The 19,560-nt window shown below is 32.4% G+C and carries 15 protein-coding genes and 1 tRNA gene; 7 read left to right on the forward strand and 9 right to left on the reverse strand.

Annotation, left to right across the window (positions count from 1 at the left end):
• The first annotated feature begins 14 nt into the window (after nucleotides 1–14).
• The 4 genes from KO494_RS06025 to KO494_RS06040 all read left to right on the forward strand — a co-directional run bounded on the left by KO494_RS06025 (nucleotide 15) and on the right by KO494_RS06040 (nucleotide 3,881).
• Nucleotides 15–293: an STAS domain-containing protein gene (locus KO494_RS06025; protein ID WP_215966701.1), complete on the forward strand. Its 279-nt coding sequence runs from the start codon at nucleotides 15–17 to the stop codon at nucleotides 291–293.
• A 65-nt stretch (nucleotides 294–358) separates the two neighbouring features.
• Entirely contained in the window at nucleotides 359–937 is a 579-nt protein-coding gene (locus KO494_RS06030) for an alkylphosphonate utilization protein (RefSeq protein ID WP_215966702.1), read from the forward strand.
• Nucleotides 938–1,363: 426 nt separating this feature from the next.
• A complete protein-coding gene (locus tag KO494_RS06035) occupies nucleotides 1,364–2,662 on the forward strand; it encodes an aminopeptidase P family protein (RefSeq protein ID WP_215966703.1) in 1,299 nt (432 codons plus the stop codon).
• Nucleotide 2,663: 1 nt separating this feature from the next.
• Nucleotides 2,664–3,881 (forward strand): Xaa-Pro peptidase family protein, encoded by a 1,218-nt coding sequence (locus KO494_RS06040; protein ID WP_215966704.1) that lies wholly within the window; start codon nucleotides 2,664–2,666, stop codon nucleotides 3,879–3,881.
• A gap of 59 nt (nucleotides 3,882–3,940) precedes the next feature.
• Here the strand turns inward: KO494_RS06040 and KO494_RS06045 are convergent, their stop codons facing one another.
• From KO494_RS06045 to KO494_RS06055, 3 genes are all read right to left on the reverse strand, one after another.
• The gene (locus KO494_RS06045; protein ID WP_215966705.1) at nucleotides 3,941–5,041 is read right to left on the reverse strand and encodes a DUF4407 domain-containing protein; all 1,101 of its coding nucleotides are present in this window, start codon (nucleotides 5,039–5,041) and stop codon (nucleotides 3,941–3,943) included.
• 125 nt (nucleotides 5,042–5,166) lie between these two features.
• A complete protein-coding gene (locus tag KO494_RS06050) occupies nucleotides 5,167–6,972 on the reverse strand; it encodes a M56 family metallopeptidase (RefSeq protein ID WP_215966706.1) in 1,806 nt (601 codons plus the stop codon).
• 2 nt (nucleotides 6,973–6,974) lie between these two features.
• The gene (locus KO494_RS06055) at nucleotides 6,975–7,340 is read right to left on the reverse strand and encodes a BlaI/MecI/CopY family transcriptional regulator (protein ID WP_215966707.1); all 366 of its coding nucleotides are present in this window, start codon (nucleotides 7,338–7,340) and stop codon (nucleotides 6,975–6,977) included.
• A gap of 119 nt (nucleotides 7,341–7,459) precedes the next feature.
• Here KO494_RS06055 and KO494_RS06060 point away from each other — a divergent pair, with 119 nt between their 5' ends.
• On the forward strand, nucleotides 7,460–8,833 hold the full coding sequence (locus KO494_RS06060) for a M28 family peptidase (protein ID WP_215966708.1): 1,374 nt from the start codon (nucleotides 7,460–7,462) through the stop codon (nucleotides 8,831–8,833).
• On the opposite strand, the gene KO494_RS06065 is transcribed toward KO494_RS06060, so the two are convergent.
• Nucleotides 8,830–9,699 (reverse strand): DMT family transporter, encoded by an 870-nt coding sequence (locus tag KO494_RS06065; RefSeq protein WP_215966709.1) that lies wholly within the window; start codon nucleotides 9,697–9,699, stop codon nucleotides 8,830–8,832. The two genes, KO494_RS06060 and KO494_RS06065, sit on opposite strands and share 4 nt — an antisense overlap.
• Before the next feature lie 140 nt (nucleotides 9,700–9,839).
• Nucleotides 9,840–11,228, reverse strand: a complete 1,389-nt coding sequence (locus tag KO494_RS06070) for a dipeptidase (RefSeq protein ID WP_215966710.1) — start codon at nucleotides 11,226–11,228, stop codon at nucleotides 9,840–9,842.
• 114 nt (nucleotides 11,229–11,342) lie between these two features.
• Between KO494_RS06070 and KO494_RS06075 the strand changes: the two genes are divergently transcribed.
• Both KO494_RS06075 and KO494_RS06080 read left to right on the forward strand, forming a co-directional pair.
• A tRNA-Leu gene (locus KO494_RS06075) sits at nucleotides 11,343–11,424 on the forward strand.
• A gap of 171 nt (nucleotides 11,425–11,595) precedes the next feature.
• A complete protein-coding gene (locus KO494_RS06080; RefSeq protein WP_215966711.1) occupies nucleotides 11,596–12,588 on the forward strand; it encodes a LacI family DNA-binding transcriptional regulator in 993 nt (330 codons plus the stop codon).
• Between the two features lie 100 nt (nucleotides 12,589–12,688).
• Here KO494_RS06080 and KO494_RS06085 read toward each other — a convergent pair whose 3' ends face one another.
• The 4 genes from KO494_RS06085 to KO494_RS06100 form a co-directional block, all read right to left on the reverse strand.
• Nucleotides 12,689–13,606, reverse strand: coding sequence for a T9SS type A sorting domain-containing protein (locus tag KO494_RS06085; protein WP_215966712.1), 918 nt, complete (start codon nucleotides 13,604–13,606; stop codon nucleotides 12,689–12,691).
• A gap of 12 nt (nucleotides 13,607–13,618) precedes the next feature.
• Nucleotides 13,619–16,471 carry an alpha-amylase family glycosyl hydrolase gene (locus KO494_RS06090; protein WP_215966713.1) on the reverse strand — a complete coding sequence of 951 codons (2,853 nt, stop codon included), beginning with the start codon at nucleotides 16,469–16,471 and terminating at the stop codon, nucleotides 13,619–13,621.
• Between the two features lie 126 nt (nucleotides 16,472–16,597).
• Nucleotides 16,598–17,638 carry a SusE domain-containing protein gene (locus tag KO494_RS06095; protein ID WP_215966714.1) on the reverse strand — a complete coding sequence of 347 codons (1,041 nt, stop codon included), beginning with the start codon at nucleotides 17,636–17,638 and terminating at the stop codon, nucleotides 16,598–16,600.
• Nucleotides 17,639–17,649: 11 nt separating this feature from the next.
• On the reverse strand, nucleotides 17,650–19,548 hold the full coding sequence (locus tag KO494_RS06100) for a RagB/SusD family nutrient uptake outer membrane protein (RefSeq protein WP_215966715.1): 1,899 nt from the start codon (nucleotides 19,546–19,548) through the stop codon (nucleotides 17,650–17,652).
• Nucleotides 19,549–19,560 lie beyond the last annotated feature (12 nt).

Genomic DNA, 19,560 nt, shown 5'->3' on the forward strand with positions numbered 1-19,560 from the left:
ATAAAAGAAAAATTATGAAACTCATTGTTACAAAAAATAATAATACATACAAAGTAAAAGGAAGTCTGGTTAAGACTAACGTGTCTCTTTTTAAAAAACAATTAAAAGATGCTTTTAGTAAAGCAGATGATGTTGTGCTAAACCTGCAAGAACTTGGTAATATAGATAACCAGGGAGTTGTTGCTATTGTACAATTACATAACGAGGCACTCACAAAAAACAAAAAATTATCTATTATAGGTTTAGGTAATGGTCAATTATCTAACCATTTTAATTCTAATCAAGTAGCTTAATACTGTTTCTTCTTGTTGCACTGTTATAATAAATGTATTTTTGTTTTTTCAAAAATATATTTATAATGAGTTTAGAAAGAGATTTACAAAAACGTAGTGGCTCACAATGTGAGTTGTGTGCTAATCCAGAAAATATTAGCGTTTATACAGTACTTCCTACAAAAAAAGGAGGGTTAGAAGAAAGCCTTATGGCTTGTAAAACCTGTATTGACCAAATAGAAAATCCAGATACTACAGACGCAAATCATTGGAGGTGTTTAAATGATAGTATGTGGAGTGAGCATGACGCTGTAAAGGTTGTAGCTTGGCGTATGCTTTCTCGTTTACGAGCAGAAGGCTGGCCACAAGATCTTTTAGACATGATGTACCTTGAAGAAGATACCTTAGAGTGGGCAAAAGCTACAGGTGAAGGTGAAGACGAGGCAGATAAATTAGTACATAGAGATGTAAATGGTGTGGTGCTAGAAACCGGAGATTCTGTAGTGCTTATAAAAGACCTTAAAGTAAAAGGGTCTAGTATGGTTGCTAAACAAGGTACAGCAGTAAGAAACATTCGTTTAGACCGTGATAACGAAACCTATATTGAAGGTAAAGTTGGCCCAACACAAATAGTTATTATTACAGAATACGTAAAGAAAATATAATATTTTGGCGTTTCCTTTTGTAATTTTTTAAGGAATAAAAAAACCTTAAAAAATTATAAAAGGTCAGGCTATTCACTATATCTTTTTTAAGAAAAATAAAAAAGGATGCCGTTGCTATCCTTAACGCAGCTGTATCATAGTAAACAAGCAATTGCAAAACCAACACACTTGTAAACATAGTAGCCTAACTATGCGTTGACCATTAGGTCAATGAAATTATAATTCGTTCTTTCGTTTTAGCCTTTACACTACATATTTATTAAAAGGTTCAAAAAAAACAGGTCTACATGATGTTGTTAGTTTTACTTAAAAACCAACAACACATTTAAACATACGCACACTATATTTAGTCTTACCAAATAAGACTTAAAAGACGTATCAATACAAAAACTACTTAATTTTTTTATCTATACAGAAGCATCTAATATGAGATACCAAACAATTCCCAATACTTTATTTCAAGAAAACAGAAGTCGCTTTACTTCAAAAATGAAACCCAATACCATTGCTATTCTTACCTCAAATGATGTCAAGCATAACAATGCCGATGATATTATGGCATTTACACAAAACAATGATTTGTTTTACCTATCAGGAATAGACCAAGAAGAAACCATTTTGGTATTATATCCAGATGCATATAAAAAAGAAAATAAAGCCATTTTATTTATAAAAGAAAGCACCGAGCAAGAAAAAATTTATGATGGCGAAAAATTAAGTAAACAACAAGCAACACAAATTTCAGGAATAGAACGTGTAGCTTCAACTTCAGATTTTGAAATGCTGCTACAATACATGGCTTTTGAAGCAGATGGCTTTTATCTTGGGCATAATGAACACCTTAAACGGGTTACAAAAGACCAAGAAACACAACAAGACAGAATGATACAATGGTGTAAACAAAAATATCCCTTACATCAATATTATAGAGCGGCAAAAATAACCAGAGATTTAAGGCCAATAAAAGCTAAAGAAGAAGTTGCGCTTATACAAAAAGCAGCAGACATAAGTGTTGCTGGTTTTAAAAGGGTTCTGCAAACAGTAGCACCAAATATTAAAGAGTATGCGCTAGAAGCAGAATTAACCTATAATTTAATAAAGTCTGGTGCAACAAGACATGCGTTTAAACCTATTGTAGCTTCCGGTAAAAATGCCTGTGCATTACATTATAACGCTAATGATGCTGTTTGCAAAGATGGCGAAATGGTTCTTATGGATTTTGGTGTTTGTTATGCAAACTATAATAGTGATACCACGCGTTGTTTTCCTGTAAACGGTACATTTAGCCCAAGACAAAAAGAAGTCTATAATGCTGTTTTGCATTGTTTAAAAGAAGGAAGCAAACTAATACAACCTGGTGTGTTTCCTGCAGATTACGAAAAAAGTATAGCAAGTTTAGTAGAAGCCGAATTAATAAAATTAGGTTTATTAGATGCGGAGGCAGTAAAAAATCAAGACCCAGAAAAACCATTATACAAAAAATACTTTATGCATGGTACAGCACACCATATGGGCTTAGATGTGCATGATGTAGGGCTTTATTCTCGTCCTTTTGAAATAGGAATGGTGCTTACCTGCGAGCCTGGAATTTATATTCCAGAAGAAGGTATAGGTTGCAGATTAGAAAATGATTATCTAATCACAGAAAACGGAAATATTAATTTAACAGCAGCAATGCCTATTGAAATAGAAGACATTGAAGCTTTAATACAAAATAAAAAATAATATGATAGGAATAGGAGGGTCAACAATAGAAGCCGAATTAGCGGCAATTAAACCAATAGCACATTTAGTGCCACCAATACAAAAAGAAGAGTTTCAGCAAAGAATGGATAAGGCATGTAAACTTATGCAAGAGCAAAACATACCAGCAATGTATTTAAATGCAGGCACCAATTTGTTTTACTTTACAGGAATGAAATGGAGTGCTAGCGAACGTATGGTTGGTGCTGTGTTATTTGCTAACGGAACACTAATTTATATCGCTCCAGAATTTGAAAAAGGAACTATTTATGAATTTATGCTTATAGATGGCGATATTAAAGGCTGGGAAGAGCATGAGTCTCCACACCAATTATTCGTATCTATTTTAAAAGAAAATGGTGTAACTTCTGGTAATGTAGCAATGGATGAAGCAACTCCTTTTTTTATTATAGATGGTATTAAAAACTGTCAAAACAATTATGAGTTAGTAAATGCCAAGCCCATTTCTGCAGGATGTAGAATGATAAAGTCGGAAGCAGAAATTGCTATCATGCAACATGCTATGAATATTACTTTAGAGGTACATAAGGCAGTAGCAAGAATATTATACGTAGGTATTTCTGCACAAGAAGTAACCAATTTTATTCATGAAGCACATAAAAAATACGGAGCAACCGCTGGGTCGTATTTCTGTATTGTACTGTTTGGTGTAGATTCTTCTTTTCCACATGGTGTAAAATCGCCTAAAAATTTAGAAGAAAACGATGTGGTATTGGTAGATACTGGTTGTATGGTACACGATTATATTTCAGATATTACTAGAACTTATGTTTTTGGGGAAGCAAATGAAGAACAAAAACGTTTTTGGAATATAGAAAAAGAAACCCAACAAGCAGCTTTTGATGCAGCGCAATTAGGAAACACTTGTGCAGATATAGATAATGCTTCTAGAGTGGTTCTTGAATCTCATGGATTAGGACCAGATTATACATTACCAGGATTACCACACAGAACAGGACATGGTATTGGCTTAGGTATTCATGAGTGGCCATATATTGTAAGCAATGATAAGACCGTTTTAAAAGAAGGTATGACCTTTAGTAATGAACCTATGATTTGTGTTCCAGATCAATTTGGAATTCGATTAGAAGATCATATTTATATGACTAAAGAGGGTCCTAAATGGTTTACAGAGCCTATGCATAGTATAGACAATCCTTTTGGATATACAGATGTATAAAGTGTTTGCTTTTTACAATTTTTTATAACTTATATATAAACAGACTAAGCTATTGTAACTTACAATATTTTAGTCTGTTTTGCATAAAAAGCTTCTTGTTGTTTTTGTATTAACTCGCGAGCCATTTTCTTTTTATATGCATAAAGAGCTTCTTCTTGAGCAAGGTCTTTATACACTTTATCATTAAGAGCATTATCTGCTTCAAGCATCCTTTTTTCCTGATATATTTGTTGTGTAGTCCAGGTTTTTACTTTGTGTTCTTGGTTTTCATACTTAAAATCGTACTCTCCTTTACTTGCTAATAGCTTTGCTATAATTGGCGAAGTTTCAATAGCTAAAAACAATAAAAAGATAAACAGACTAGGTAACCAAGGTAGTTTATTTAAGGCATTTATTCTTGCCATTAAGCCATCAAATCCATCAATAATAGGTTGTGTGCTTGCAACTTCTGTTTGGTAATCTAATTTAAGTTGTACAATTTCTTTTTCGGTTGCAGTAATTTTTTCTTTATTCGTGTTTTTTAGTTCTTGCAATTCTGCTAAAGCAGCATCGTGCTTATCGCGTTTTTCTTTGTAAACAGGTCCTTTGCCTAAAAGTTTTGTTCCAGCAGTTCCTTCGGCTTCATTAATGTAAATAGCGTACAAAGCATTCACTTCGGTTTCTTTGGTTTCTATTTCGGTTTGTAAGGCTGTAATGTTGTTTTCAAGTGCTTCCATTTTTGGAGTAAACTGTAATGCAATTTGATCTTGATTTGCTAGTGTAAGTTCGTTTTTTTGTTCTAAGAGTACCTGGTTTATTTCCTTTTCAAAAAGCTTTAATTCTAATGGTTTAGAAATCACTATTGCAATAATAATTGCCAATATGATTCTTGGTGATGCTTGGATAAATTCATCTTTAAAACGCTCTCTTTTCTTTATGGTAGAAACAATAAACCTATCTAAATTAAAAATAAGTAATCCCCAAATAACACCAAAAAACAGTGCCGAATACAAGGAGTCAAAAACGGTAAAAAGAGCATAGCTTGAGGCTATAAAAGCCATAACAGCTGTGAAGAAAACGGTAGCACCAATTCCTGCATATTTGTTTTGCTCGCCATTAGAGCAGTCTTTGAGAATGTTGGTGTCTGCCCCAGAGCAGATAATGAAAAATTGTTTTAACATGATTGATTGATTTGATTGATGATTAGACTATTAGAACGCGAAAAGCGGTTTTTTGTTACAGTTTTAATAAAAAAAAAGCCTCCGAATTTCGAGGCTTTAATTTTTAATTATAGTTTTTACAAATTTTAATCATCTATAGTTATTCCTTTTGTTGTTATATTAACTACAGAAATATCATTGTTTGTTTTGGTTGAAATGTTTAATTCTTTATTCGCTTTTAAAATTGCTATTGCTTCATCTGAAGTTATTTTTTTTCCTTCAAAATAAAAAATAGCGCCTTTTTTTTCCATATCAATAACATGATCTAGAGGAGATTTTGGAGGTGGTGGTGGCGGAATATTAGAAATTTCGCCTTGTAATACTTTAGGTGCTGCAGGAGGAGGAGGAATATCACTTACCTCACCTTTTTTAACCATAGGGGATTGTGAATAATTCTTATCGTTTTTAGCTACTAAATTAATTAGAATTGGTGGTAATTTATCGGTTTCCGTTTTTAAATTGAATAACTGAACCATCGTTCCAATTTTTAAATTATTTAATTGGTTTTTAGCTTCTTCATTTAAACTGTTTCCTATTATTTTTACAGTTGATTTACCTGCTATTTTAAAAAGAAAGCTTTCTATTTTTTGATTGGTAGTTGTTCCTAATATTAGATTTTCAATTCCTTTTTTAGATAGGTTTAATGTACTACCATCACATGTAATACCGTTAATAGTTGGCAATGTTTCTTGCTTTATATCTCCCTTTTTTAATTGTATTAAAATGTAAGCATCTAAAGTTTCTTTTTTTGTTTTGATATTCAAGATTTGAATGTCTTCATTTGACTTGTTTTCATTAAGAAAAGTAATCGCTTTTTTGTTTAAAAAATTACTATGAACCGATAGTGTTGGCTGGCCAGGAAATTTTACTTCAAAATAAATAACTTCATCTTCAGTAGTTGTGTTAAGTTTTAACTGTGTAAAATCTTTTTCAGAAAGTTCTATCTTACAGTTATTACAACCAATTTTATGATCATTAATGGTTGGTAATGTTTTCTTGGTTATTTCTGAAAATAGAGGTTCTTTTTCTTTCTCAACCTGTTTTTTAGTGCTAAAACTAAAAATAAGGATTCCTAAAAGAGGCAGTAGTAGTAAACTACGAAGCCAAAATGTTTGTTTAGATGTTTGTGTTTTCATAATTGTAAATCGTTTTTTGATGGATGAATAATTGATTGCGTGTTCTAAAGTGAGTTCTTGCTGGTTTGATGAGAACGATAGCAAGGTTTTTAGATAATTTGTACTTTCTATACCATGATTTAAAACGGCTTGATCTGCTAAAAATTCATGGTTTAATTTTATGTGTTTTTTTAAGAGGTAAACCAGAGGATGAAACCAAAATATAATTTGTAGTAACTCTATAAATAGTATATCTGCACTGTGCTTTTGTTGTGCATGTGTTTGTTCATGAAGCAAAACTTCTTCAGGTATTTTCTTATTTTTAAATGTTGTTTTATTTAAAAAAATATAACTAAAAAAAGTATGCGGAATTACAAGTTCTTTTAATAATACATGTGTGTAATTGGTAGATTTTTGTTTTGGGTTTCTTTTTATTTTTAATAGAATAGAAGTAAGATTGTAAATAAATCGTGTTAAAAATAAAAGTACTCCTATACCATAAATACTCCATAAAACCATAGGTGTATAGTTTGTTGTTTCTTTAATGGTTGGTTTTTTGGTTTTAGAAAAATCTGTTAGTTCTTGAAAATTGGCTATGGTATTTTGAGGCTCTATATACTCTATAACTGTTATAAACGGAATGCCTATAGAAATTACAATAACTGCTAATAGGTAGAAACGTTTAAATATATGGTTACTGGTTCTTTCTAAAAATACTTTATAAAAAGTAAGAAAGGCAAGTAAACATAGACTGGATTTTAATAGAGCGATTTCCATGACTATTTATTTTTTATTTCTTGGTCTATAATACTTCTTAAATCTTCTAATTCTTTTTTAGATAGATTGGTTTCTTTGGTAAAAAAGGAAGCGAATTGTGAACTGCTATTGTCAAAAAAATTCTTTATTAATCCGTTAACATGTTTAGAGAAATAATCTTTTTTCTTTACTAAAGGATAATATTCACGAGAATTGCCAAACAAGGTGTAGGCAATAAAACCTTTATCTGTCATACGTTTTAATAGCGTTGCAACGGTTGTGTTAGCTGGTTTTGGCTCTGGGTAGGCTTCTAGTAAATCTTTCATAAAAGCTTTTTCTAGTTTCCAAAGATGGTTCATTAAATCTTCTTCTGTTTTTGATAATTGCATCTCTACATATTTAGATTGTTCTCTACAAATGTAGAATAAAAATATCAATTCTACAAATGTAGAGGAGATAAAACAGTATAATTGTATTACCTTTACACTTAAATTATGCTATTTATTTTATGAAAAAGTTATCGTTTATTTTGGTATTCTTATTGTTTGCAAGCTCTTTGGTGCAGGCGCAATCTATTTCAGAAATTATAAATAAAATGGATTTAGATTCTTTGCAACTTACCTTAAGAGAGTTTTCTGGAGAGCAACCTACTACAATTAATGGAGACGAGGTTACAATAACCAATAGGGTGTATTCTAATAATGAACTTGCTGCAGATTATTTATATCAGAAATTAAATAACTTAAATAATATAACTGTTACCAACCAATTAATTAATGGGGAAACAGGAAGAAGAAACATTATTGCTACACAGTTAGGGAAAACAAATCCGGATAACATTTACATAATTTGTGCACATTATGATACTGTTGCAGATTATTGCGCAGATGATAACGCATCAGGAACAGCTACTGTTTTAGAGATAGCAAGAATTTTATCTACACAATGTTTAGATAATACTATTGTTTATGCTCTTTGGGATGAAGAGGAAATAGGTTTAGTAGGTGCTGGATACTATGCCAATCAAGCTGCTACAAATAATGACAATATTTTAGGTGTTTTAAATATTGACATGATGGGTTATGATGGAAATAATGATAATAACTTTGATATTGATGTTAGAGATGTTGCTAATTCTTTAACCATGAAAGATGATATTATCTCTATTTTAAATACTCCCGAATACGGTTTTACTTTAGAGGTTAACGTTGTAAATCCTGGTACTACTGCTAGTGATCATTCTCGCTTTTGGAATCAAGATTATTCTGCGGTATTGGTTGGTGAGTCTTGGGAAACAAATGACCAAACACCTTTTTACCATAGCTCAAGTGATACCTATAATACACTAAATTTTCCGTATTATTTTGAGCTTTCTAAGCTTATAATGGGGTATATGGTAACTAAAGCAGGACTTGTAAATGTTGATAATACCGTTACTCAGAGTACAAATACTTTAGTTGCTAATCAAGATGCTGTTTCTTACCAATGGGTGAATTGTGATACAAATACTGCTATTGCAGGAGCAACAAACCAAAGTTTTACACCAACCATAAATGGTACCTATGCTGTAGAAATTACTTCGGGTTCTTGTATTGAAAAAAGTGAATGTATTGTTTTTGATTCTCTTGGTTTACAGGAATTTGATGCAGCAGAGATTTTATTTTATCCTAACCCTGTACAAGAAAATTTGGTTGTAGAAATGTTTAACCAACAAGAAGATGTCGTGTTAGAACTGTATGATATTACTGGAAAATTGGTGCTAAGTGAAACTTCTTCAAAAAATAAAACAATTTTAAATTTAAGTGATTTAGCTAGTGGTGTTTATTTTTTAAAAGCAAATACAAGTACTAGATCTAGTCTTGCTAAAATACTTAAAGATTAAATAGTTTTTTTCTGCTTCGATCTAAAACTCTCTATTAAAACGGTAGCTATAATTAAAGAACCACCAATATAGGTGTTAAGAGTAGGTATTTCGTTTAAAAAAATGTAGGCCAATAGTATACCAAAAACAGGTTGTGTACTACTTATAATACTTGCTGTGCTTACTTTAAAATAGTTCAAACTTTTAATAAATAAAGTATGACCTATTGCTGTGGTTATAAGTGCAAGCATGATAACAAAAGGGTATTGTGTTTTGATGTTGCTGGTATCCATAAAAAACAATACAGGAGCAAGAACAATGGTAAGAATAAAAATTTGATACAGCATTAATGCAGTGCCATCATATTTTGCAACGTGCTGTTTTAAAATTAGGGTTCTAATGGCATAACAAAATGCAGAAAGAAGTCCTAATAAAACTCCCTTTACATGTGTGTTTTCTAAATTAAATTCTGGCGAAAGAATATAAAGGCCTAATAGTACTAGTGCTCCTAAAACAATATGCATGGGGTCGAACTTTACTTGTATAAACAAGGGTTCTAAAAGAGCAATTATTATTGGAAAGGTAAACAAGGAAAGCATGCCTAAGGCAACGTTAGATAATTTAAGCGCATAAAAATACGATATCCAATGTCCTCCCATAAAAAAAGCGCTTATAACAAAGGTAAGCATGTCTTTTTTAGAGTTTATTTTTAGGTTTACTTTTTTGTATTTACAATAAATAAAAAGAATAATAAGCGCTAAAGCGCTTCGCCACCAAACGATTACTTCTGTTGGCATGTCTATATATTTACCTAATACACCAGAGGTGCTAATAAGTAGTGTTGCAAACGTGAGCTCTAATAGGTGATTTACGTGATTGTTTTTCATGTAATGGTTAGGGTTGCTCTTGTGTTAGCGATTGAAATGACATCCTTTTTTTGCTTCCATATAAGGCAAAAAAAGATATAATGGAAAGCGCGACCACCTTTTGCTTACTTAAAAAAGCAAAAGGTGGTAACACCCAAATATTATTTATTTAGTTCTGTAAAATAGTGATAGAAGTAAGGAATGGTTTCTATACCTTTTAAGTAGTTCCAAACGCCAAAGTGTTCGTTTGGTGAGTGAATGGCATCACTATCTAAACCAAAGCCCATAAGTATGGTTTTGCTTTTTAATTCTTGCTCAAAAAGAGAAACAATAGGAATACTACCTCCACTACGTTGCGGAATTGGAGTTTTTCCAAAAGTATCTGCATAGGCTTTGCTAGCAGCTTGGTAGCCAACACTGTCAATTGGTGTTACATAACCTTGGCCTCCATGATGCGGTGTTACTTTTACTTTTACACCTTCTGGAGCAATACTTTCAAAGTGTTTTTTAAAGAGTTCTGTAATTTCTTTCCAGTCTTGGTTTGGTACTAAACGCATTGATATTTTTGCAAATGCTTGGCTTGCAATTACTGTTTTTGCGCCTTCACCTGTGTAACCTCCCCAAATTCCGTTTACGTCTAGGGTTGGTCTTATAGAGTTTCTCTCGTTAGTAGAGTAGCCCGCTTCACCATAAACGGCGTCTATATCTAATGCTTTTTTATAGTTATCAAGAGAGAATGGTGCTTTTGCCATTTCTGCTCTTTCTTCTTTACTTAGTTCTTCTACCTTATCATAAAAACCAGGAATAGTAATGTGGTTGTTTTCGTCGTGCAAAGAAGCAATCATTTTAGTTAGCACGTTTATTGGATTTGCTACGGCACCACCATATAAACCAGAGTGTAAATCTCTGTTTGGTCCTGTGATTTCTACTTCAACATAACTTAAACCACGTAATCCTGTGGTAATAGAAGGAACATCTGGAGCAATCATTCCTGTGTCTGAGATTAAAATAACATCATTACTTAGTTTTTCGTGATTTTCTTTTACAAAGTCAGAAAGGCTAGAACTACCCACTTCTTCTTCACCTTCTATCATGAATTTTACATTACATGGTAGTTGGTTGGTTTGGGTCATTAGCTCCATGGCTTTTACATGCATGTACATTTGCCCCTTGTCATCACAAGCACCACGAGCAAAAATAGCACCTTCTGGGTGTAGTTCTGTTTTTTTAATTACAGGCTCAAAAGGAGGAGAGTTCCATAAGTTAATAGGATCTGGTGGTTGCACATCATAATGACCATAAACAAGCACTGTTGGTAAGTTTTTATCTATAATTTTATCACCATATACAATAGGATATCCTTTAGTTTCACAAATTTCTACATTTTCACAACCCGCTTTTTCTAAACTAGCCTTTATGTGGTCTGCTGTTTTTAAAACATCGTTTTTGTATGCAGAATCTGCGCTAATTGACGGTATTTTAAGTAGTTCTGTCAATTCGTCTAAGAATCTGTCTTTATGTTGATCGATATATTTTTTAATATTTTGCATAATAAAATTTACGGTTTTTGTAAAAGTACAAAAAGTAAATAATTTTCTTTATTGAGATGTTATGAATATTCAAAGTATTGTTTATATTTGCAGTCCGAAATAATCGGAAAAGTTGCAGGCGTGGTGGAATTGGTAGACACGCTAGACTTAGGATCTAGTGCCGCGAGGTGTGAGAGTTCGAGTCTCTCCGCCTGTACAGACTAAAAAGCTTCTCTAATTAGAGAAGCTTTTTTTATGTAAATTACGTAGGTTTTTATCTTAAAAAATGCGATAATGATAAAGAAAAGGAATAAAAGCATTAATTTTGTTAAGTATTGCCTTTTTTTTAAGACTGAAAATATAATTTAAATTTTAAAACTCCCGTTAAATGCCAACCAAAAGAACAACTTTAGCATCTATTGCCCAAGCTTTAGAGATTTCTGTATCTACAGTTTCTAAAGCCCTTTCTAATAGTCCAGAAATTGGTGTTGAAACAAAAAAAAGAGTTTTAGAATATGCTAAAGCAAATAACTATACACCAAATAGTTTTGCTTCTAGTTTTAGAAAAGGAACTACTAGTACCATAGGTTTAATTATACCTAACATATTGAATCCGTTTTACGCAAAAGTATTAATAGGTGTAGAAAGTTATTTAGATGATAATGGTTACAAATTAATTACTTCTATTTCTAATGATTTTATAGAAAAGGAAACCAAAAATTTGTCTGTTATGTCTAGTGGTTTTGTTGACGGATTAATTATTTGCGTTTCTAAAGAAGCAGTAGAAAAAAAAGAGTATGCTCATATAAAACAATTAATTGATAATGGTACACCAGTAGTGCTTTTTGATAGAATTTGTGATGAGTTAATTTGTGATAAAGTGATTACAGATGATTATCAAGCTGCTTTTGATGCAACTGAATATTTAATAAAAGAAAGAAATTGTAAACATATTGTTATTACCTGTAAAACGAATACGTTACAGCATTTAGATTTAAGAAGACAAGGCTTTGAAAAAGCAATTGAAAAATACAAGTCGGATGTGAAATGTAAGGTTATAATAGACGATAGATCTAAGGGGTTAAAACAAAAATTGGCAGCTTTATTAAAAAGTGATCCTACTATTGATGGTGTTTTTGGACTAAATGAAAAAAGTGTTTTAAACGCCATTGTTTTAACAAATAAGTTACAAAAAAAGAATTGTAAGATTTCTATTGCTGGATTTTGTAATGATTTACAATCGAAGTATGACTCTTCACTTATTGTAATTAACCAAAATGCTAAAGAAATAGGTAAAGAGACTGCAAAACTTTTATTAGAAAGAATAAAAAGTAAAGATAACACTACTTTTCAAACCAAAACAATAGCTGTAGATCTTTAGAAAAAAGTAATAGTATAGTAACAGAATAAAAAAAAGCGCAATCCAAAAACTGGTTGCGCTTTTTTAATGTGAGAACATTATTTTAATTTTAGACTTAAAATTAAATTTTAACTAGTTTAGTGGTGCTTATTTGTCCTGACATATTTTTTATTTTTACTAGATATATACCTTTAGATAAATCTGAAACTGAAAAATTTGTGTTTTGTGTATAATCACCCGAAAACGTTTTTACAAGTTTTCCTGTAATATCAAATATTTTAAGATTAGAAATTTCTTTATTTATTTTAAAGGAATTATTTGTTGGGTTTGGAGCTAGAGAAACCAATTGCTCTTGTGAAAACTCTGAAGCACTTAGTGTAGTAGCATACACATATTCTGATGTTGGTTTCCAGTAAATATTTGCGTTTGCACTACCATTCCAATCATCTGCAAGATATATAGAATACCCTGTTATGTTTGTATTGTTTAAAGTTATAGCAAATGAATCAGCACCATCATTAATAGATACCAACATTGTTGTTGCAGTTTGTAAGGTAAATGTAAATTTAAAATCTGCATACGTTGTAGATCCGCTAATGGTAGAAACGTTTACAGTTCCTGCATTTGAAACCACTTCAATAGGGTCATAGCTACCGCCATTACCATTCATGTTTACTTGTACTGCATAGTTATTGTGTCTGTCTAACCATGTTGCAGTAGAAGTAGGGCTAGATAAAAGCGCAACACCTATTTGGCCATAAGCTCTAGTAGCGCTTAGTGTAATGGTAAAACTATCACCAATAGCCATAGTTGAAGCAGTTCCTCCTGGTAATCCAGTTTCTGTAAAGTTTCTAAAACCTACCACTTCTTTAGCGTCATAGTTAGCCCACATACCAAGGTTTTCTGTGCCATCATCATAGACTCCAGCACCATTGGCAACTATTTGATAGTTTTCTTGTCTTTGTGAGTAATTAACTGTTGTTTGTGCATTTAAGTACAGTGTTGTACATAAAAATAATAAAGTGTATATTTTTTTCATGATTTTATGTTTTTAGTTAAGAATAAGTCTTTTAGATACTGAAGCAGTATTGGATTCAATTTTTACTATATATAAACCTTGAGCTAATGAAGAAACATCAAAGCTGGTATTTTTTGAATACGAACCATAATACTCTTGTACTAGTTTTCCTGATACATCAAATATTTTTAGACTTGTTATGTCTTTATTTAATTGAAAAGAACTACTTGTAGGATTAGGGTATAATGATAAGGTAGATTCATATTCAAAAGCATCTGTACTTAATGTAGAGCTTTGGTTTCCAAAAATTCTAAACTGTCCTGCAGGAATAGTAATAGTTGTTGTTGCATTACTAATTGTAGTGTTTCCTGTTTCGTCCATTAAATCATACCAAGTGTTTGTAATACCAGAAGGAAAGCTCGTGTTAATAGTTTGAGAAACCACATCAAAGTTTGCTAATACTATAACATTTCTTAATGCCGTTGTAGGTATAGAGGTATCATAAATATCGATACGAGGTGTTAAATTTCCTGAAGTAATGGTGTAATCACCTTCAAAAACCGGTTCGTTTATTTTTAATTCATTAATTCTTGACCAATCGCTATAAATTTGACTTCTAATAGCATCAGATTCCCAGTTTTCTACCCATTGCGGTTGTGGTTTAGTATCTAATTTACAATCACCATCTGTGCCACTGGTATCATTTACGGTTCCGTTGTTACAGGTGAAAATGGAATTTTCCATACCCAATTCACCAAAATGCCAAATCATTTTAGGGCCAGGAATAGTTAAACTTACAGCGCCTAAAGCAGACATTCTAGATAAAGCAGTATTTAAATCTGTAACATTATGTGCGCTGTTAGATGCATTACCATATTGTAGGTTTTTGTACATTAAACGTTCTTCATCATGACTTTCTGCATAACCAACTAATCTAGGAGCATCAAAACCTCTATTAACATGTCCCATAGCATCAATGTTATTATCAGAATTATAACCCATTGTTAATTGGTTATATGGTTCTGTTAATTTTCCCCAAAGCATGATACCTTTAGCTACAGATTCATTAAGGCGGTAATTTGCCCATTCTGTTTCTTCTTGTGCGCTTCCGCCAAATCCTAAATGTTCAAAAATAACATAATGGGTTTCATCTAGTGACCAAGAATAATCTGCATATTCTTTTAGTATGGCAACACGGTCTGCTTGGTACGCATTGGTGTTTGTTTCACTACCTTCTGCATTTTGCGTAAATCCTTTGGTTAAATCCCAACGTAAGCCATCAATTTTAAACTCTTCTATCCAATGTTTTATTACACGCTCTGTGTAATATTGCGTATAGGTAGATTGGTGATTAAAATCTGAACCTACACTATAACTATGCATAGCTGTTGTGTTAAAATATGGGTTTTCTGTACTTGGTTCTCCCCAACCATCTCCATCTGCATCATCCATCCACATTCTGTTCATAGGGTTTCTACCAAAAGCATGGTTTAATGCAACGTCTAAAATTACAGCAATTCCGTTTTGGTGACATAAATCTATAAACTCTTTAAATTTTTCTTCAGTGCCATAAAATTTATCTAAAGCTAAATGAAAAGAGGTGTTATATCCCCAACTTTCATTGCCTTCAAATTCCATTACAGGCATTAATTGAATTGCATTTACATTTAGGTTTTTAAAATAATCTATTTTATCAATTAAATCCTGAAAGTTTCTATCTGCATCAAAATCTCTAATTAAAACTTCATAAATTACTAAATCTTCTTTTTTAGGTTTTTCAAAATCTGTTACTAGCCAGTTGTATTCATCTTGACCTGTTTGTAAAACTGTTACTTCAAATTCTTGACCTGCTGGGTATGCTGGTAAGTTAGGGTAAGTTGTCTCTGAAATCCAAGGATCATCAAAAGGAGATAAAACTAAGGTAGAAAAAGGGTCTGCAGTTTTTACCATTGTAGGAGAGTTCGTTATAGGAGATTGATCTACAACCCAATATTGATATGTTTCTATTTCATTAGGAGTTAAACCTGTTAATTCTAGCCAAAACTTATCGGAAGCTGTATCTTTTTTCATGGCATAACTAGCATCTGGATTCCAGTCATTAAAACTACCAGCTACATAAACAAAATCTTTGTTAGGTGCTTCTAAAACCAGTGTTGCAGTAGTGTTGCTTGTGTAGTTTATTCCGTTTTCTAATCCGCTAGGTATTGCTTGGTTTTGTGTATTATTTACTAAAATGCTAAAGTACTTACTAACTGTAGCACTTCCTTGCGTTACTATTAATTCGCAATTCAGGTTTTCTGTAATATTTGAAATGAAATAATTATAGAAAGAAGTAGTTGAAGTATTAATGGTTGTTCCGTTTGCTTTTAGTTCATAGTCGGCGTTTCCATTTGTATTTTGAGCTAATATTTGTGTATTAGCACCAGAATTTACAACAATAGTACTATTACTATCACTAGGATTTATCATAGTCACTTGAAAAGAACCTACTTCGATTGATAAATCTGTGGTTTGTTGTGTACCATCATCACTTCTTAAAACAATATTAATAGCAGTTATAGTGCCAGAATCACTATAGCTATAAAAGTTTCTAATGGTAGTAGTTAAATCTAGTTTGTATATGTTTCCAGATACAAGAGTTAAAGCTGGTTGAGAGGCGTTGTCTCCCCAACTACCAATAACGTTTTGCCAATCTGTACTGTCATCTATGGTGACACCAGTATGTGCATATATAGTACCTGTATAAGTATCTAAACCTGTTCCTGTTTTATCAAAAAGTAGTGTTGCAGAATCTGTGTCTTCGGGTGTTGTGCCTCCTTGCCAAGATAATTGAGCATAGCTGCTAAATACACTTAAGAGCAAGGTTAAAAGTAATAGTTTTTTCATTTTTTTGAATTTTAAAGTTGTGAAAAAATATAGGTATAACGTATAGTTGGTTAAAAAAGCCTATTTAGGTACAGAACTTAAATAGGCTTTAGAATTCATATAATTAAGGCAACTATATAGGTGGAGTTAATTTAATTCTTCTAAAATATAAGTTTGATTAAACAAGTCCATAGTAATTTTATAATTTCCAGTACTTGTATTCGTAATGATAATATTATCACCACCATTATCTAAAGTACCATCAGCTCCTGAATCCCCATAATTATTTGCCCAATCATTGTTTAATCTAAATTTTAATTGACCACCATCAATTAAGGTTACATAGGAAACATAGATGTCATTACCTGCAGGATACATTGGCCAGTCTGTTCCATCCCAACCATTAGGTGTAGCGTCACCAACTAGTCCCCAGATATCATCGGTTGTAGTTTCTAAGGTGTACTCTAGTGTGTTTAAGTTTAGCGTTGCATAATAGGTTCCAGCAGTTACAGGAATATCTGCTCCGCCGCCTTCTAATGTGTTATTTGCACCATCATCACCATAGTTTACAGTCCAATCATTGTTTTCTCTAAATTTTATTAAGCCATCTAATAGATATACATATCCCGAAAAAACACCTTCTACATCTGTTTTATATAAAGGAACATCTGGTCCATCCCAAGCATTAGGGGTAGCACTTCCTACAATTCCCCAAGGAGAACTTAAGTCTGAAAGCGCAGGGTAAGGGGTTACATTTAGTGTCACTGCTTCGGAATAAATACTTTTAAAAGGACTTAAAACAATCTCTACTTTAATTTGTACTTGAGATTCTTCATTAGGCGCAAGCTCTAGACCAATTAAAGGCGTGTTCAACTCTTGTACCGTAAATGTTTTTTCAAAAGGCATAGCAGCAGTAACGCTTTCTGCACTTGAGAAATCTCCATCTATGGTATCAATTAATACTTTATATGCATCTGGTGCTGCATCAAAACCATAATCTGGTTCTGACCAAGTTACAGTAAGTGCATCTAAATCTGCATTGGTTTCGTTTAAAACAACAGTACTTTCTGAAAGTGTTACTTCAGGAATACTAGTACTGTTTAGTACAACAGTTTCTGTATCATCACAACTTATAAATAAGCTTGTAACGCATAAGAAAAGGATTGATTTGTATAGTATATTTTTCATTTTAATAGTTATTAATACCCTTCGTTTTGAGAAAGGTTAGGGTTAACTGTTATAATACTTGTAGGTAAAGGAAATAAATTTCTGAAGGCAGAAACAGAAGTTCCTACAGGGTCATTTCCTTTAAAAGGCCACACATAAGTATCTGTTGTAAAATAATTGTAACGTATTAAGTCTGTACGTCTTTGCCCTTCCCAATATAATTCCTTAGATCTTTCATCTATAATGAAATCTAAAGTTAAATCGCTACTAGATATGTTTGCATTTGTACTGCCAGTAGCTCTTTCTATTAATTCATTTATTTTGTTTGCAGCCAAATTTAAATCACCACCACCACCTCTAAGAGCAGCTTCAGCATAGTTAAAATATATTTCTGCTAAACGTATTAAAGGAAAATCGGTATCTACAAAATCTCCAGCAGCATCACTACCTTGGTTACCAAAGCTGTCAATGTTTTTAAATTTAGTAACGGCATAACCATCTGTAAATTCAGAAATGTCTTCTATTTCTAGGTTTTGACCATCTGTGTAGAACATAGCACGTTGATCACTTGTAGGTGTAAAAGGTGTAATAGAATAAGTAAGAGCGTCTAAATCAAGAGTGATTTGGTAGGTTCCAGCGGTAACAGGAATATTTTCTCCACCAACTTCTAGTGAACCATCTGCTCCGTTATCTCCATAGTTATTACCCCAATCTTCATTAAATCTAAATTTTAAGAAACCATCGGTAAGTGTAGTATACAAAGTAAATTGGTTTGTACCTGTTTCATACATTTCTGTATCAGGACCTTCCCAACCATTAGGTGTTCCATCTCCAACGATTCCCCAATCTGATTGTGTTCCTAAATCTGCATTTAAATCGTCAAGGCTTATTTCTGGGAATTTTTCTACTAAAGCTTTAGTAGTTCTTAAGCCTCCCCAGCCACCATTAACGCCAAATTCTGTTGCATCCATAGATCCACCTATTGCAGCATGAACTAAAAAAGTTGTACCACCATAAGTTTGTGAAAATAATCCATCAAAATTTAATGTGAAGATAAATTCGTTTTGTGCGCCATTAGTATCATTATCTGCAAGAAATAATTCATCATATGCTGTTCCATTTCCATTAGCATCATTAGTATTAATAGCGTAAGTAGAATTAATTACGTTGTTAGAGTATGTAACACAATCTGTATAACGAGGTGTACCTGTATAAACCTCTGCATTTAAATATAATTTAGATAATAATGCCCAAGCAGCAACTTGATCTACTCTTCCGTATTCATTAGATCTACTAGGTTTTAAGTAGTCTTGAATCTCTAATAATTCTGTTTCTACAAAATCAAATAATTCTGCTCTTGATGCTTGTGTTGGTAAATCTGTTGTTACTTCTGTAACTAAAGGCACATTACCATATAAATCAATTAGGTTATAGTAAGCAAATGCTCTTAAAAAACGTGCTTCTGCAATAAAACTAGTAACTTCTTCGTCTTCAGGTAAAGCACTTGCGTTAGCAATAAAAGAATTACAAAAAGAAACTTCTTGTGCTAATCTATAGTACATTGCTTCTGTAAAGTCATTACTTCCCGACCAGTATTGACCATGTAAGTCTGGTAATCCTGCGTCTCCCCAACCAACAACTGCGTGATCTGTAGTTAATTCGTTTAAGTTAAAAAGCATTCTTGAATATTGCGAAAATCCTTCGTCAATATCAGATATATCTGCATCTCCAGCAGGTCCGTCTTGTCCTGTAAGTGCTAAGCTGGCATACAACTTGGCTAGTGCACCCTTAGCTTCAGTAGCATTTGCAAACACATCCTCTTCAGTAAAACTATCCGGATCTGTTGGTGACTGGTCTAATTCGTCATGACATGATACTAGTCCAAGCGCTAAAGTCATGATTATAATTAAGTTTTTAAATTCTATTTTCATTATTTCTATTTT

The organism is Lacinutrix sp. C3R15 (assembly GCF_018860825.1).
Taxonomy (GTDB): Bacteria; Bacteroidota; Bacteroidia; order Flavobacteriales; family Flavobacteriaceae; genus Oceanihabitans.

Coding starts and splice junctions, on each gene's coding strand:
- KO494_RS06085 (WP_215966712.1), bottom strand. CDS start 13,606: ATGAAAAAAATATACACTTTATTATTTTTATGTACAACACTGTACTTA.
- KO494_RS06095 (WP_215966714.1), bottom strand. CDS start 17,638: ATGAAAAATATACTATACAAATCAATCCTTTTCTTATGCGTTACAAGC.
- KO494_RS06055 (WP_215966707.1), bottom strand. CDS start 7,340: ATGCAATTATCAAAAACAGAAGAAGATTTAATGAACCATCTTTGGAAA.
- KO494_RS06090 (WP_215966713.1), bottom strand. CDS start 16,471: ATGAAAAAACTATTACTTTTAACCTTGCTCTTAAGTGTATTTAGCAGC.
- KO494_RS06035 (WP_215966703.1), top strand. CDS start 1,364: ATGAGATACCAAACAATTCCCAATACTTTATTTCAAGAAAACAGAAGT.
- KO494_RS06070 (WP_215966710.1), bottom strand. CDS start 11,228: ATGCAAAATATTAAAAAATATATCGATCAACATAAAGACAGATTCTTA.
- KO494_RS06040 (WP_215966704.1), top strand. CDS start 2,664: ATGATAGGAATAGGAGGGTCAACAATAGAAGCCGAATTAGCGGCAATT.
- KO494_RS06060 (WP_215966708.1), top strand. CDS start 7,460: ATGAAAAAGTTATCGTTTATTTTGGTATTCTTATTGTTTGCAAGCTCT.
- KO494_RS06065 (WP_215966709.1), bottom strand. CDS start 9,699: ATGAAAAACAATCACGTAAATCACCTATTAGAGCTCACGTTTGCAACA.
- KO494_RS06030 (WP_215966702.1), top strand. CDS start 359: ATGAGTTTAGAAAGAGATTTACAAAAACGTAGTGGCTCACAATGTGAG.
- KO494_RS06080 (WP_215966711.1), top strand. CDS start 11,596: ATGCCAACCAAAAGAACAACTTTAGCATCTATTGCCCAAGCTTTAGAG.
- KO494_RS06045 (WP_215966705.1), bottom strand. CDS start 5,041: ATGTTAAAACAATTTTTCATTATCTGCTCTGGGGCAGACACCAACATT.
- KO494_RS06025 (WP_215966701.1), top strand. CDS start 15: ATGAAACTCATTGTTACAAAAAATAATAATACATACAAAGTAAAAGGA.
- KO494_RS06050 (WP_215966706.1), bottom strand. CDS start 6,972: ATGGAAATCGCTCTATTAAAATCCAGTCTATGTTTACTTGCCTTTCTT.
- KO494_RS06100 (WP_215966715.1), bottom strand. CDS start 19,548: ATGAAAATAGAATTTAAAAACTTAATTATAATCATGACTTTAGCGCTT.